This is a genomic window from Nocardia nova NBRC 15556, from assembly GCF_001613005.1.
Classification (GTDB): Bacteria; Actinomycetota; Actinomycetes; order Mycobacteriales; family Mycobacteriaceae; genus Nocardia; species Nocardia nova.
In genome coordinates, this window is sequence record NZ_BDBN01000113.1 from 1 (window position 1) to 14291 (window position 14291).

Consider the following 14291-nt stretch of genomic DNA (forward strand, 5'->3'; position numbering starts at 1 on the left):
GCGGCCCCGGCCCCTCCGCCCATCGCGGCCCCCGCGGCGCTGCCCGGCGCCGATCAGGCGAATGTCACCACCTGGCTACCGGACATCAACAGCGCGATGCAGTCGGCCGGTATCGACACACCGCAGCGTGCCGCCGCTTTCCTCGCCCAGGTCGGACAGGAGACCGCCGGTTTCGCCACGTTGACCGAATACAGCGACGGTAGCGACTACAACGGACGGGCAGATCTCGGCAACACCCAACCGGGCGACGGCCCCAGGTACAAAGGGCGCGGTGGCCTCCAACTCACCGGACGCCACAACTACGAACGCGCAAGCCAGGCGCTCGGTGTCGACTTCGTCAATCACCCCGAGCTTGTGGCGGATCCGAAGTACGCGTTCGCCACCGCCGCGTGGTACTGGAACACCCACAACCTCAACGCCGCCGCCGACAACGCGCACCCCCAGGACCCCGCGAGCATCGATCCCGTCTCACGCATCATCAACGGCGGTTCCAACGGAAGAGACGTCCGGCGTGAACACTTCATCCAGGCATGCCAAATCCTGAAATGCCCGTAAGCCGCGCAGGCTCGCCGCTGATCGGAATGTCTCGCTCGGTGATCCGGAAACGGGTTGCGCAGTGCGCACCAGGGGTCGCGGCGCCTATCCCGACCACTGCCGCGTAACCGAGGCGTCGTCGGACACGTGTAGCGCCAGCTCGGCCGCCACCGTTTCGCCGATCGCCGTACGCCGGGCCGACCGCCGGGCAGCGTCGGGCTCCGTGGCGGTGGCCAGGCGATCCAGGGTAGGCAACGCATGCCAGCTGTAACACAGCGACAGAATCGTCAGAAGTAGTTCTCTCGCAGCGGATTCCGGAAGCTCCGGCACGGCGTCGCGGATACTTCGAAGCTTGCCCTGCATGCTCTCGCGCCGCTCGGATTCGGCCACCGGCGCCCCCAATTCCAGACTCTCCCAGAACAGCAGGCGCGCCAATGCGGGCTTGTCGCAGAGGTGATCGAAGAACCGCTCGGCATAACCGATCACCGCAGCGGTTCCCTCCCCTTCGACCTGAACCGCCTCACCGAGTTCGCCGATTTCCCGGGCGATCACGATGGCGAAGAGCTGATCCTTGGTGCCGAAATACTTGTAGATCCGCTCCTTGTTGACCCCCGCAGCGGCCGCGATGCGGTCCACGCGCGCACCTGCCAGCCCGCGCTCACCGAATTCCGCCACCGCGGCGTCCAGCAGCAATCGTCGGGTGCGTTCGGTGTCCCAGGCCATGCGGCCAGACTAGCAAATTCTCCAACTAAACAGTTGCAGAATTTCTCCCGGAGGTGTCTACTCACATCTACAACCATCTAGTTGGAGTCTTGAGGAGTCGCTGTGAGCACCACCGTTCCCGCCCCATCCGTGCACGTCCGCGCCGCCGTCACCTGGCTCGCGATCTTCCCTATGGTCGCCCTCGGAATGACCGCGATGGCACCGTTCACGGCCGGCTGGCATCCCGTGCTGCGCGCACTCGTACTCACCGCGTTCGTGGTTCCGGCCGCGGTGTACGTCGTCGTCCCCCGTCTGCTCGGCGTCCTCGCCCGACATGTTCACCGGTGACACGCGGGCATGTGCGGAATGGCGTCGATGTCCCGGCTCACCCCGATGAGGGCCGCACACCAGCGCGAGGCACGCAATGCGTGAATTCGACACTCCCGACGCCATTTTCACCGTCATCGACGTGAGAGGGCACGCGTGGGTCCGGATTCTCGCGGCGGCGCTCCTGAGATGCTGGCGGACTGGGCCGGCCGCAGTCGGTTGGGTCAGACCGTCAGCGGAAGAGGCGGAAGAAGCCGCGCACCTGCTCGACCAGCGACTTCGGCTGCTCCAGCGCGGCGAAGTGGCCACCTCGCGGCAGTTCCTCGAACCAGCGCAGGTCGGTGAACCGCAGCTCGGCCTCCCGCCGCGACGGGCGGGTTATGTCGCGCGGGTAGACCGATAACCCGGACGGCGCGGTGACTTTGTCGCGAAAAGCGGCGAAGCTCTCCCAATACAGGCGGGCCGACGACGTGGCCGACGCGGTGAACCAGTAAACCGAGATCTCATCGAGGATCTGCTGGCGCGACAACGCGTCCTCGGGATGACCATTGTTGTCCGTCCAGGCCCAGAACTTCTCGGCGATCCACGTGGCCTGGCCCGCCGGGGAGTCGGTGAGGCCGTAGCCGAGCGTCTGCGGCCGCGTCGCCTGGATCGCCGAGTACCCCCGGCCGGTGCGTCGGAACTCCTTGGCGGCCTTCAGGTTCGCCAGCTCCGCGGGCGTCGGATCGTCGAACGTGCCCGCCGCCACGGACCCCATGTTCAGGTGCACGCCGGCGACCCGCTCGGGCGCCACCTCGCCCAGCGCGCCGGACACCGCCGAACCCCAATCACCGCCCTGCGCGCCGTACCGCTCGTAGCCCAGCGAGACCATCAACGTGTCCCAGGCCCGCGCGATGCGATCGACGCCCCACCCGGTCGTCGACGGCTTGTCGCTCCAGCCGTATCCGGGCAACGACGGCGCGACGACGTGGAACGCGTCCGCCCGGTCCGCACCGTGCGCGCGCGGGTCGGTCAGCGGGCCCAGGATCTCCAGGAATTCGAGCACCGAACCCGGCCACCCGTGCGTGAGCACCAGCGGGAACGCATCCGGCTCCGGCGAGCGGACGTGCAGGAAGTGGATGCCCAGCCCGTCGATCGTGTCGCGATACTGCGGGAACACGTTCAGCCGCTCGGCGAACCCGAAGTCGTAGTCCTCGGCCCAGCTACGGCACAGCTCCTGCGCATAAGACAGCGGCACACCCTGCGACCAGTCGTCCACCGGCTCGGCCTCGGGCCACCGCGTCCTTCGCAATCGTTCACGCAAATCCGCGATCTCGGCTTCGGTGATTCCGACTTCGAACGGCTCGGCGGTCACTGGGGCTCCCTTCCTCGGCAAGACTTGTCGGATCAGATGTGTCACGGTGAAACCGCCGATCCGCTCACAGGGTGTAAACCGTCATCGCGGGCTCCACGTCGTACCACACCTGCTCACCAGCGTACGAATCAGCCGACAGCACAATCTTTTTCGCATTGCCGCCCCAGGCCGCGGCAAGCGTCCGGCGGATCGAAGCTCGAAATGATGCGCCGGATAGTTCACCTACGGTCGCCCTCGTACGCGGACAGTCGGTCCAAGAGCTGAGGGACGGCGCTGAGCTGCGCCCGCTCGTCTGCGCTCAGGAGAGCATCGATGGCCTCGGCGACCCATTCGCGCCTGGCCTCCCGATCTCGGTCGAGGGCAGCGCGTCCCTGCTCGGTGAGGGTCACGAGGAAGCCGCGGCGGTCCCGGGGATCGTCCCGTCGGGCGACATACCCCCTGGCCTGCAGATCCGCTACCGCCCGGCTCTGACTCTGGTGGCGTACCCCACGCCACTGGGCAAGGGACGCCGTCGAGGCATCACCTTCACGATCGAGCAGGCCCATGGTCTCCGCGAGAGGTGGCGGCAGAGTGTCGGCATGCGCGCGAGTCGCACGCACGAACCTGCCGATGGAGACCCGCAGCCGCTCCGCCAAGTGATCTCGGTCCGCCACGGATCAACTATACAGCCCCGCTGTATTTGACCCACTGCGCCGAAGGCCGCAGCAACAGCAACCCGGGCAAGTACACGACGCTCGACATATACAGCAAAACTGTATACTTTGAATCGTGCGACAACGCCCGAGCAGGAACGGAACCACCATGCAACTGACGAAATACGCCCACGCCTGCGTCGCCCTGGAGAAGGACGGATCCAGAATCGTGCTGGACCCCGGCACGTTCACCCCCGACGCGAAGGCCGCCGTCACGGGGGCCGCAGCAGTGCTCATCACCCACGAGCACTTCGACCATTTCGACGACAGCCTGCTGGCAGCCGCCCTGGACGACGATCCGGAACTGCGGATCTTCGGACCGCGCGCGGTGCTGGACAAGCTCGGCAGCCACGGCGGGCGGGTGCAAATCCTCACCACCGGGGACGACCTGAGCGTCGGCGGCTTCACCGTCGGTGTCCACGGCGACCGCCACGCCACGATTCACGCCGACATCCCCTGCGTCGACAATCTCGGCTACCTCATCGACGAGACGCTGTTCCACCCCGGCGACGCCTACTTCGTACCCGAGGTGCCCCTCGACACCCTGTTACTGCCCACGAGCGGGCCCTGGACCAAACTGGGCGAGGCGGCCGACTACCTGCGCGCGGTCAAGCCTCGCCGGGTAATCCAGATCCACGAGCTCATGCTCAGCGAACTCGGCCAAACCTCCACCCGAACCCTCCTGGCCGGCCTGACCGGCACCGAAATCACGGTCCTACCCCCTGGCCAGAGCATCGATCTGTGAAAGAACCAGAAGGTGGAAAGAACTGCACGAGGCGATCCCTGAGCTGGAAGCGGACGCCTGACGCCAGTCAGTTCCCCAGTGTCCCGTTGATGGTTAGGTAGAAGGTGCGTAGCGTGACTGCCGGCTTCTCGCTGCGGACACGGATCTGTACCACCGCGTCCGGCGTGTTGGCGGGGACGAGAATCCGGCCCTCCGCCATGCGCGACCGTGGCGACTCCGACAGGGTTCCGCGCGCGACAATCATTCCGTCGCAGACTATTTCGAGCAGATCGGCCTCGGCGTCCTCGTCCGTGTGTGCCCACGCGAACAGCCGATAGGCGATTCCGGGCGCGAGGCCGCCGCCACCGAGCCGGATCGTCGTCGCACCGTCGGCGGCTATCAGCGGAACGACTTCGCCGGTTCGCCCGAAGACGTCCTGATCACCACCCGAAATCTCGACACGGCGCCACGGCAACGGTGAACCTGCGCTCAGCTGCACACCGGCACGATCGTCGCCGCCATGGAGGGAAGCCTCCGGGGGCCCGCCGTAGCGGTGTTTCCAGTCGCTGATCATCGTCCACAGCACGTGTCCGGCGTGCGAGCCGAGTACCGAAGGGGCATAAAGGTATTCACCGGTCACGAGTTCGGTCAGAAAGTCGACCATGTTACCGTCGTACCGGGCCCAGACCGCGGGGCCGTGGAGATGCGCGAGCACCGTCCAACCGTCGGGATCCTCACCTTCGGTGACCCAGAAGAACATGTCGCCGTTGGTACTGCCACCCCACTGGAGCAGGCCACCGGGCTCCGGATAACCGACGAGCGGATTGCCGTCGTCGTCGTAGTCGAAAACCTGGTTGGCAACCAGATCCTGGGCATTGTCGATCAGCGACGTGAGCCGAACCTCACCATTGAGCCGTCGGGACGCCGGGTACAGCACGTACAGCTCGCCGATCCTGCCGTTGCCGTAGTTGTCGATGAAATCCCGATAGTCCGACGGCAGCCGGACCCCACAGGCCGATTCGATGTCGTCCCACGGCGGCGACACCGCTTCGGGCAGCGGTGAGGGCGCCATGATCCCCTTCAGCCGGGAAACCGATGCGTGCATCCCCGGGCTCCTTCCGAATTTCTTTGAACCACAGTCGGTTCCGGTGGTAATAACCGAATATCCAACGGATATGGCGTAGCGCGTGGTGAGAGATCTGTTTGAGTTCTGCTGCGGGACAAAGCCGCTGGCGGTTGCCCTGGCGGCCCGAGCGTACCCGCGACCTGAACCAGGGACCACGTCGGACAGGTCACGGTCGTGAAGATACCCGGTCAGGGGGGCGGCTGCGTCGGTGTGCGCCAACGTCATCGGATCGCCCGAATCCTGCCCGGCCGGGGTCCGGGATGTGCGCGATGTGCGGCGGTAGCCGGCATGAGTCGACGGCGTTCTACCGTGCACGTGGCAGGGATAGCGGCAGCCCGAACGTAGGGAGGACGTTCTCCTCGAAGCGGGTCATGGCGCTGATTCGGCCGCCGGCGAGGGTGAGCACGAACAGGCCGACTCCCTGACTACCGGTGGGGGTGTGCAGGTAGACACCGAACGCCGGTTGACCGTTGGCTCGCGTCGGCACCAGTTCGAATCTCCGTCCCGAGCCGAAAACGAGGGCGCAGAAGCGGGCCACGCTGTTTCGGCCCCGGTACTCCAACGGAATCGGTGGCATCGACATGAAGACGTCGTCGGTCAACAGCGCCACCAACGCATCGATGTCGGCGGATTCGTAGGCGCTGACGAACTTCGCCGCGAGCGCGTTCTCGGCAGACGAGCCGGCGGCGGGCGGCTGGGCTCCGGCAGCCGTCACCGGAAGTCGATGTCGCATGCCCGCCCGTGCGCGTTTGAGGGCGCTTTTGACCGATTCGACGGTCGTATCGAGCATGTCGGCTACTTCGTTGGCGTGGAATCCGAGGACGTCGCGCAGGATGAGAACGGCGAGCTGGCGAGGCGGCAGAATCTGCAGGGCGGTCACGAACGCCAGGGAAATGGATTCGGATTGCCCGTAGCGGGCCTCCGGACCCAGCGGCACACTGATCGCGCCGTCCAGAAGGGTGTCGGGATAGGGCTCGAGCCAATGGATTTCGCCGAAACCCGTCGGTTCCGGCGGTTCGACTCCCGGAACGTCCCACTGCTTCGCGGGACGCCGGTGTTCGGCGCGCAACGCGTCGAGACACCGGTTGGTCGCGATGCGGTACAGCCACGTGCGAACCGAGGCGCGGCCCTCGAATCGGTCGAGGCCCCGCCACGCCGCCAACATGGTGTCCTGAAGAGCGTCCTCGGCATCCTGAAACGATCCGAGCATCCGGTAGCAGTGCACCTGTAGCTCGCGACGGTGCGGCTCGGTCAGCGCTCGGAACGCCTCGCCGTCGCCGGCCCGCGCCCGCGACATCAGGTCTGTTTTCGCCAGCTCCACTCCGGCCACCTTTCTCCGCGTGTGCGGTTCCATCCTGTACGGACGCCGGCCGCTGCGCGAAGGGGGCGCTCGGGCATCACCCCCTTTTCCGATGTCGCGGCGTCCACACCCGTGACAACCGACAACCTCGTCAAAGGAGCACGGAAATGGGAAAGATCGTCCTCACCTCGAACGTCACACTCGACGGAGTGGTCCAAGACCCGGACGGCGCGGAGGGCTTCGAACACGGCGGCTGGTTCCACCAGTTCGTAGGAGCCAAGGACCTCGAAGACTGGACCGTCCGTGAGACGCGGGAGGCGCTGGACGCCGAGGTGCTGCTCCTGGGCCGGCGGACCAATGAGTGGTTCGCGGACCGGATGACAGAGCAGAACCTGGCGGAGGGCCGTGTGGGCCCCGAGTGGGCGAACAGGGTGCGCAGCATGCCCAAATACGTCGTGTCCTCGACTGTCGAGGACCCTCGGTGGAGCAACGTCACCGTCCTGCGCGGCGACGCGGTCGAGGAGGTTTCGGAGCTGAAGGACACAGTGGACGGGGACATCCTGATCTACGCCAGCTACCGGCTCGGACGCACACTGATCGAACACAACCTGCTCGACGAACTGCGGCTGGTCGTCTTTCCGGTGGTGGTGGGAACCGGCCGGCGGCTGTTCGACGAGGGCGGCGCCAAGAAGCCGCTACACCTGGTCGACACCCGACAGCTCGGTGACGGCCTGGTGTACTACAGCTACGAACTCGCGCAAGGCTAACGCCCCATCAGCCGGTTCGGCAGGAACGAAAGTAACTGGGTAGCAGTAGGACTCGATGCCAACTGCCGGCGGACATCATCTCTGGAAGGGCTGGCACACGGTCGCGAAAGTGCAGCTCGGCTGCGTCAATCAGTCGTGCTGGCGTGCACGGCGATGATTCGCCAACCGTGGGTCTCGTCGTACAGCCAAGTGCGGGTGTAGCGCATCCTGGCCGCGAACGGCGTACCGGAGACGGTCCCTTCGATCGTGCCGAGAAACCACGTCACCCCGGTACGCCCGTCGGTGAGCACGGTCAACTCCTCCTCGGTCACATTCGTCACCACCTGCGCTCGGGTGCGGTGCAGCTCCAGGTCGTCCGCCTTGGTCTGAACGTTCGCACCGAAGGTGAAAATCAGCCGATCATCCAGCAGCCGATCCAGCGCCTCGACATCTCCGGCGAGCTGCGCGCTCTGGAGTCGGCGCTCGGCGTCCCGCAAGTTCTCCATGGGGAACACTCTCCCAGCCGGCGCCGCATCCGCGCCACGACGTTCACACTCGGCTGATCTTCACGGTCCGTCCCGGCAAGGTCGAAGCACCGACCGAGGCGCCGGATTCGTTGCGGTGCCAGGGCGGCCGCTTCGGCGCCGGGGCGGTATGCCCGGTCCCGGGACGGAAGCCGAACAGTGACGGCAGGTCAGTTGCGTACCAGCAGCACGATGCTCGCGGCGACTACGGCCAGCACGATCGCCGCCACGCCGTACACGAGCCGGTGAGTGCGCAGCACTGGAAGGTAGTGGTCGACGGAGAAGCGGCCGGGTCCGGTGAGGGCGAGCGCGGCAGCGGCGAGGGTGAGGGTCGATTCGTATTCGAAACCCTTGGGGGCGAAGAACGAACCGGTTCCGTGCACCTCGATGGCGTTGATCATGACGCCCAGCACGGCGGCCGCCGCCAACGGGGTGAGCAGACCGAGTGCCAGGCCGAGACCGCCGAGGGTTTCGCTGAGCCCGGCAACCGCCGCCATGGCGTCACTCGCGGGATAGCCACTGGCGCTGAAGAATTGGCCGGTGCCGGAGATGCCGCCGCCGCCGAACCAGCCGAAGAGCTTCTGGGTGCCGTGCGCGGCGACGGTCAGGCCGATCACCAGACGCAACACCAGCAGCCCGGCGTCATAGCCGACCTGGCTGGAGGCGTGCGCCACAGGGGCGGTCGCGGTGGTGCTGGTCATGGAAACTCCTATTGTCGGGGTGAGTGATTCAGCCGAGTTGGATGGAGCGTTTGGCGAGGCCGTGCCAAAAGCCGTCGATGACGCTGCGCTGGGTGGCGAGGTCGGCTTCGCCCGCACCGAGGGTGACGAACAGCGGGACGAAGTGCTCGGTGCGCGGGTGCGCGAGATGCGCTGAGGGGGCCTTGTTCTCGAAGTCGAGCAGGGCATCGATATCGCCCGCGGCGAGCACGCCGTGGCCCCACTCGTCGAATTCGGCCATCACCGGATGTACGGAGCCGTCTTCGGTGAGCGCCCGCAGATTGTGCGAGAAGAATCCACTGCCCACGATCAGTACGCCCTCGTCCCGAAGCGGAGCGAGCTTGCGCCCGAGCGCCATCAGCTCCGCGGGATCGAGAGTGGGCAGCGACATCTGCAGCACCGGAACGTCTGCCTCCGGATACATCTCCACCAGTGGCACGTACGCACCGTGATCCAGGCCCCGGTCCGGCGCTTCCCGCACCGCCGTCCCCGGACCGTGCACCAACTTCCGAACCTGCGCCGCCAACTCCGGCGCGCCCGGCGCTGGATAACGAACGTCGTAGTAGTGCTGCGGGAAGCCCCAGAAGTCGTACACCAGCGGAACCGTCTCGGTTGCCCCGAGCGTTACCGGCGCGTCTTCCCAATGTGCCGAAACCATCAGCACCGCTTTCGGTTTCGGCAATGCCGCCGACCACTGCGCCAGCTGTTCGGGCCAGATCGGGTCGTCGGCCAGCGGTGGCGCACCGTGCGACAAGTACAAAACCGGCATCCGGTCTGTCCGCTCGGCAGTCATCACACCTCCTGTTGTTCAAATTTGAACCTTATGCGGCGATAGTACGCCTTTATTCAAATTCGAACAAGATGGGTAGACTGAGCCCGTGCGATGGCTCGACGACCAGGAAATGCGCGCCTGGAAGGCGCTGCTCTCCGGCTGGGCGCTGCTCGAGCGAGAGATCGACGGCCAGCTCAAACGCGATGCCGGACTGTCCCACGGGCAATACGAGGTGCTGGTCCGGCTGGCCGACGCCCCTGACAGCACCCTCCGCATGACCGCGCTCGCCGACTCGCTGATCAACTCCAAGAGCAGGTTGAGCTATCAGGTGGATCAGCTGGAGAAGGCCGGGCTGGTCTGCCGCGGGACCGTTCCCGGCGACAGCCGCGGCGTCACCGCCACCCTGACCGACAAGGGCCGCCGCGCACTCGAACAAGCCGCCCCCGGGCACGTCACACTGGTCCGCGATCTGCTGATCGACGTTCTCACACCGGCACAGTTGACCGCCCTCGCCGACGGCCTCGGCGAAGTCGCACGCCGGATCCAGGAAGCCGAAGGCCAGACCAAAGGCCGAAGCCGGCCCTGACATGCCGCCGGCTGCCGAGTCGTTCGGCCCTGTTATGTCAGGCGCTGCCAACTCCAGGTCATGGAGATCTCAAGAGGGTCGATGGGCGTGACCAGCCGCGGCAGGGTGTTGAGGCCGTTCGGTGGCCCGCTCTGCGGTTCGACGCAAACCGCCCCGGGCTGCTGGTCGTAGATGACGACCCATTCGGCGGCGCTGGTGACCTTCAGTTCGAGAGCACCAGGCCACGCGAGGGTGACGTCGACGCCGTCGGGCATCCCGAAGCAGTCGTCCCAGGGACCGGGCAGGGGTTCGATGCGCTCACCGGTGGGCAGGTAGTCCGGGCCACGGGATTCCTGCCACGACGCGTGAAAGTCGATCTCGACATCGCCACCCTTGCCGAGGTTGCGCAGGAACCAGGGATGCCAGCCGGCCTGCGCCGGGAACGAATCCGCCGAGGCTTCGATCCCCAGACTGAGTGTCACAGAGTGTTCGCCGAGTTCGACCCGCTGCGTGACGCGGCCGGAGTAAGGCCACGGGTCGGCAAGGTCGACGGTGAATGCAGCTGATGTGTCGTCTGCCTGGGTTGTGGTCCAGGCGGAGTCCCGTCCGGTGCCGTGGATGGCGTGCGGCGGGTGGTTGACCGGCATCTGGTGGACGACGCCACCGTTGCGAAAGCGGCCGTAAGCGAGGCGGCCGCACCAGGGCACCATCGGGAAGGCGCCGTATTCGGTTCCCTGGCGGAGCAATTCGATGCCGTCAACGGTCATGCCGCTGATCCGGCATCCGTTGCGAGGGTCGATGGTGACAGCAGCGTTGCCCTGGGCGAGTCGTACGATCTGCTCGGCGTTGGTCACTCCCTGGACAATACGGTTCGAACGCCGATAGCGAGGGGGCCGCACCGGACCGCGGTGCGCTCGATTCGATCTCGACTTACTGCCTAGAGCAACTCGATTTCATCGAATCCGACGGTCAAGTTGTGGCGGCGTTCTCGTAGTACGTTCGTTCACGAGATCATCCGCTAGTTCTCGATTCAGCACCGCCCGCGCGCCGGTACGTTCAGGCGCCGTCGTCCGGGGCGCCGTATCCCTCCGCGGCTGTCCGGACGAAACTGCGGATCAGCGGGCTGCGAGCGGTTTTCGACCATGCCACGACCAGACGGCTCGGCGGGCGATCGGGAAACGGGACGGTCACCAGCCCGGCGGGTAGTGGCTGGTCGAGCGGGGCGAGGGCCGAGGTCCCGTTCCAGAGGACCGCTTGCAGGCATTCCTGGATCGTGCGCAGTTCCGGCGCGGCGCCATCGGGTGTGCCGCACGTCCAGTACGCGGTCCACGCCGGGTCGGTCTCGGCGGGCAGCCGCACCCAGCGGCGGTCGGTCAGATCGTCCGCCGTGACCGACGAACGGTGGGCGAGGGGATCGTTCTCGCGCATCACCACACCGACCGGTATCGAGCGGAGCACACGCATGCCGATTCCGTTGGCGTCGAACGGAGTTCGGGTCAGCGCCACGTCCACGAGCCCGGCGCGCAGCCCGGCCGTCGGATCGCCGAGATCGGTTTCGTGAATCCTGACCTGCACATGCGGATGGCGGGCGCGAAACGCGGCCACCAGTCGGCTGTCGACGTGGGCGGCGGTATCGGCCAGTGTCCCGATGGTCAGTGTCGCGGCGCCGGCCGCGGTGGTCACCCGCTCGCGGATGCGGTCGGCCCGGCGCAGCAGGGCGCACGCCTCCTCGTACAACACCGATCCGGCCGCAGTCGGGACGACACCCTTGGGCGTGCGCTCGAACAACGCCACACCCACGTAGTCCTCGAGTTCGCGGATCGCGCGGGTCAGCGGCGGTTGGGTCATGTGCAGGCGGTGCGCCGCCCGGCCGACATGGCGCTCCTCCGCGACGGCCACGAAGTACCGGAGCAGGCGAAGATCCACCCCACGCACGATACCGAGAGGGTATCGACGATGCGGAGCGGGACTTGGACACCTTGTACGTCCACCGGCCACCGTGGAAAGCGCAGAACCGAAAGGAGATTCACGCTCATGACCGACGACACGCTCACCGCCGATTGCTTCCGCTACGACACCACCCGCGCACTGTTCGATGCGACCGCCACCGTCGACGGCAGCGCGCTCACCATGCACACCGCGGCCACCCTGCCGGAGATCTTCGAACGGACGATCCGCGACCGGGGATACGACATCGCGGAACTGGGACTCACGTTCTACCTGCGCCTGCTCGACGCGGGCCTACCGTACGTGGCGCTGCCGATCTTCCCGAACCGGGTGTTCCGTCATTCCTGCGTCTTCGTCAACGTCCACGCCGGTATCACTCGCCCCGCACAGCTCGCCGGGCGCACCATCGGGGAGTTCGGCACCTATGGTCAGGACTCCGGCGTGTGGGCCAAAGGCATCTTCGCCGACGATTACGACTTTCACCCGGAACGCAGCCGCTGGGTGATCGGCGGACTGGACAAACCCATGGCCCCCTTCGATTTCGTACCGCACCCGCATCCCGCCGACGTCGAGGTGACCGCCGCACCCGAGGGCGCCTGTCTGAGCGCGATGCTGGACGCGGGCGAGATCGACGCCCTGTTCTCGGCGAACGTCCCTCAGTGCGTACTCGACGGATCACCGAACGTCGCCCGCCTGTTTCCCGACGCCGAACTCCTGGAGCGCGAGTATCACCGGCGCACCGGGATCTTCCCGATCATGCACGTCATCGTCGTGCGCCGCGACCTGCTGCGCGAACGTCCCGGCCTCGCGCGCGAAATCTTCCGCGTCTTCAACGAGGCGAAAGACACTGCGGCCGAATACTATCGGTGCAATCGCCGCCTCTACGAGGTGCAGACCATGGTGCCGTGGTTCAACGCACTCGTCGAACGCAACGCCGAGCAGTTCGGCGACGACTGGTGGCCCTACGGCATCGCGGCCAACCGCCCCACCCTCGACACCTATCTGCGCTACCACGCCGAACAGGGACTGTCCTCGCGACAGTGGGCGATCGAGGACCTCTTCGCCCGAGAACTGCTCGACACCTGACCGTCGAACTTCCGCGGTCCAGCATCAGGGGTGGCCCCATGGTAGCGATCAGCTCCCCGTGCGGCTGTCGGCCTCACTCCCCTGGGTGCGGGTCCGCTCCGCCAGAGAGCCGACACACAGATCACGCTCGGCACACTCGGTCAAAATTCGCGGCAGCGCCTCCAGGGTCGCGCGCCACGAGCCTGGCGCCGATGTGCAGTCGGAGTCGTGCAGCAGGATGGTGCCCCCGGGGCGGAGTTCGCGGATCACTCGGCGTGCCACCGTGTCCGGCGTTGCGGTCCGCATCCAGTCCTTACCGCACGCGGTCCACAGCACCGGCGTCATTTCCAGCCGCCGGGCCGTGGTCAGCGCCGCGGCCGAGAGTATTCCGTAGGGCGGTCGGTAGTGCAGCGGTCTACTCCGAGTCGTCTCCGCGATCAGGCCGTACGCGCGCGCGATGTCGCGGTACGTCGATACCGGCCCGCGCGCCAGCAGGCAGCGGTGGCTCCAGCCGTGCAGCGCTACCTCGTGACCTTCCGCGACGATCCGAGCGCCGAGCGCCGGTGCCCGCTCGAGCATCGATCCGAGGAGGAAGAACGTCGCGTGCACGCCAGCAGTGGCCAGTGCGTCCAGGACGGCCGGTGTCGACGCCGGATCCGGACCGTCGTCGAAGGTCAATGCGACCGTGCCGGTATCCGCGTATCCGGACAGGCGAGGGGTCAGGTGCTCGCGAACCGCGGAGATCGCCGTGACCGATGGGAGCGCATTGAGCGTCACGGCACCGGCACCAGCGATCATCGCCTGCGCGACAGCGGATTTCATGCGCTCGTTCGCCCCCGCACGGCGTTTCGCGCTTCCCACTCGCTGCCCAGCATGTCAGCGAGTCCCAGCCGCGCGTGCCACCCCAGTTCCCGACCGATTCTGGCGATATCGGCGATCACGCGGGGCGGGTCGCCCGGCCGTCGGTCGCCGACCTCGTACCGGAACCGCTCACCGGTCACCGCGTGGGCGGCATCGAGAATTTCGAATACCGAGTACCCGCGCCCGGTGCCGACGTTGTACACCGAATTCCCCGTCCCGCCGCACTCGAGCCGTTCGACCGCGCTGACGTGTGCGTTCGCGACATCGAGCACGTGTACGAAGTCGCGGACGCAGGATCCGTCCGGCGTCGGGTAGTCCGCACCGAAGACGACC

General features: G+C 66.7%; 18 protein-coding genes. 6 read left to right on the forward strand and 12 right to left on the reverse strand.

Annotation, left to right across the window (positions count from 1 at the left end):
• The coding region (locus NN2_RS32005) for a glycoside hydrolase family 19 protein (RefSeq protein WP_063018599.1) at window positions 1-555 on the forward strand (555 nt) is incomplete at its 5' end.
• An 84-nt stretch (window positions 556-639) separates the two neighbouring features.
• Here NN2_RS32005 and NN2_RS32010 read toward each other — a convergent pair.
• Window positions 640-1257, reverse strand: a complete 618-nt coding sequence (locus tag NN2_RS32010; protein WP_063018601.1) for a TetR/AcrR family transcriptional regulator — start codon at window positions 1255-1257, stop codon at window positions 640-642.
• 102 nt (window positions 1258-1359) lie between these two features.
• Here NN2_RS32010 and NN2_RS32015 point away from each other — a divergent pair, with 102 nt between their 5' ends.
• Window positions 1360-1584, forward strand: coding sequence for a putative antibiotic biosynthesis monooxygenase (locus NN2_RS32015; RefSeq protein ID WP_036525741.1), 225 nt, complete (start codon window positions 1360-1362; stop codon window positions 1582-1584).
• Window positions 1585-1795: 211 nt separating this feature from the next.
• On the opposite strand, the gene NN2_RS32020 is transcribed toward NN2_RS32015, so the two are convergent.
• Window positions 1796-2917, reverse strand: coding sequence for an epoxide hydrolase family protein (locus tag NN2_RS32020; RefSeq protein WP_063018603.1), 1122 nt, complete (start codon window positions 2915-2917; stop codon window positions 1796-1798).
• 218 nt (window positions 2918-3135) lie between these two features.
• Window positions 3136-3570: a MarR family winged helix-turn-helix transcriptional regulator gene (locus NN2_RS32025; RefSeq protein ID WP_063018605.1), complete on the reverse strand. Its 435-nt coding sequence runs from the start codon at window positions 3568-3570 to the stop codon at window positions 3136-3138.
• Between the two features lie 148 nt (window positions 3571-3718).
• On the opposite strand from NN2_RS32025, the gene NN2_RS32030 reads away from it, so the two are divergent.
• Entirely contained in the window at window positions 3719-4354 is a 636-nt protein-coding gene (locus NN2_RS32030; RefSeq protein WP_063018607.1) for an MBL fold metallo-hydrolase, read from the forward strand.
• Window positions 4355-4421: 67 nt separating this feature from the next.
• On the opposite strand, the gene NN2_RS32035 is transcribed toward NN2_RS32030, so the two are convergent.
• Window positions 4422-5684, reverse strand: coding sequence for an SMI1/KNR4 family protein (locus NN2_RS32035; protein ID WP_156511526.1), 1263 nt, complete (start codon window positions 5682-5684; stop codon window positions 4422-4424).
• A gap of 79 nt (window positions 5685-5763) precedes the next feature.
• On the reverse strand, window positions 5764-6780 hold the full coding sequence (locus NN2_RS32040) for a sigma-70 family RNA polymerase sigma factor (RefSeq protein WP_439955875.1): 1017 nt from the start codon (window positions 6778-6780) through the stop codon (window positions 5764-5766).
• 146 nt (window positions 6781-6926) lie between these two features.
• On the opposite strand from NN2_RS32040, the gene NN2_RS32045 reads away from it, so the two are divergent.
• Window positions 6927-7526 carry a dihydrofolate reductase family protein gene (locus NN2_RS32045; RefSeq protein WP_063018613.1) on the forward strand — a complete coding sequence of 200 codons (600 nt, stop codon included), beginning with the start codon at window positions 6927-6929 and terminating at the stop codon, window positions 7524-7526.
• A 125-nt stretch (window positions 7527-7651) separates the two neighbouring features.
• Here the strand turns inward: NN2_RS32045 and NN2_RS32050 are convergent, their stop codons facing one another.
• The 3 genes from NN2_RS32050 to NN2_RS32060 all read right to left on the reverse strand — a co-directional run bounded on the left by NN2_RS32050 (window position 7652) and on the right by NN2_RS32060 (window position 9541).
• Window positions 7652-8011, reverse strand: coding sequence for a nuclear transport factor 2 family protein (locus tag NN2_RS32050; protein ID WP_063018615.1), 360 nt, complete (start codon window positions 8009-8011; stop codon window positions 7652-7654).
• 188 nt (window positions 8012-8199) lie between these two features.
• Window positions 8200-8730, reverse strand: coding sequence for a DoxX family protein (locus tag NN2_RS32055; protein WP_063018617.1), 531 nt, complete (start codon window positions 8728-8730; stop codon window positions 8200-8202).
• Window positions 8731-8758: 28 nt separating this feature from the next.
• Window positions 8759-9541, reverse strand: a complete 783-nt coding sequence (locus NN2_RS32060) for a dioxygenase family protein (protein WP_063018619.1) — start codon at window positions 9539-9541, stop codon at window positions 8759-8761.
• 85 nt (window positions 9542-9626) lie between these two features.
• Here NN2_RS32060 and NN2_RS32065 point away from each other — a divergent pair, with 85 nt between their 5' ends.
• Window positions 9627-10106 carry a MarR family winged helix-turn-helix transcriptional regulator gene (locus tag NN2_RS32065; RefSeq protein ID WP_245658938.1) on the forward strand — a complete coding sequence of 160 codons (480 nt, stop codon included), beginning with the start codon at window positions 9627-9629 and terminating at the stop codon, window positions 10104-10106.
• Window positions 10107-10138: 32 nt separating this feature from the next.
• Here the strand turns inward: NN2_RS32065 and NN2_RS32070 are convergent, their stop codons facing one another.
• Window positions 10139-10939: an aldose epimerase family protein gene (locus tag NN2_RS32070; RefSeq protein ID WP_063018621.1), complete on the reverse strand. Its 801-nt coding sequence runs from the start codon at window positions 10937-10939 to the stop codon at window positions 10139-10141.
• Between the two features lie 202 nt (window positions 10940-11141).
• Window positions 11142-12011, reverse strand: a complete 870-nt coding sequence (locus NN2_RS32075; RefSeq protein ID WP_063018623.1) for a LysR family transcriptional regulator — start codon at window positions 12009-12011, stop codon at window positions 11142-11144.
• A gap of 108 nt (window positions 12012-12119) precedes the next feature.
• Here NN2_RS32075 and NN2_RS32080 point away from each other — a divergent pair, with 108 nt between their 5' ends.
• Complete coding sequence (locus NN2_RS32080; protein ID WP_156511527.1) at window positions 12120-13118, forward strand: substrate-binding domain-containing protein; 999 nt, start codon at window positions 12120-12122, stop codon at window positions 13116-13118.
• 48 nt (window positions 13119-13166) lie between these two features.
• Here NN2_RS32080 and NN2_RS32085 read toward each other — a convergent pair whose 3' ends face one another.
• Both NN2_RS32085 and NN2_RS32090 read right to left on the reverse strand, forming a co-directional pair.
• Entirely contained in the window at window positions 13167-13919 is a 753-nt protein-coding gene (locus tag NN2_RS32085) for a polysaccharide deacetylase family protein (RefSeq protein ID WP_063018625.1), read from the reverse strand.
• Window positions 13916-14291: NAD-dependent epimerase/dehydratase family protein (locus NN2_RS32090; protein ID WP_156511528.1), on the reverse strand; the 376-nt coding region annotated here is incomplete at its 5' end. The genes NN2_RS32090 and NN2_RS32085, both read right to left, overlap by 4 nt.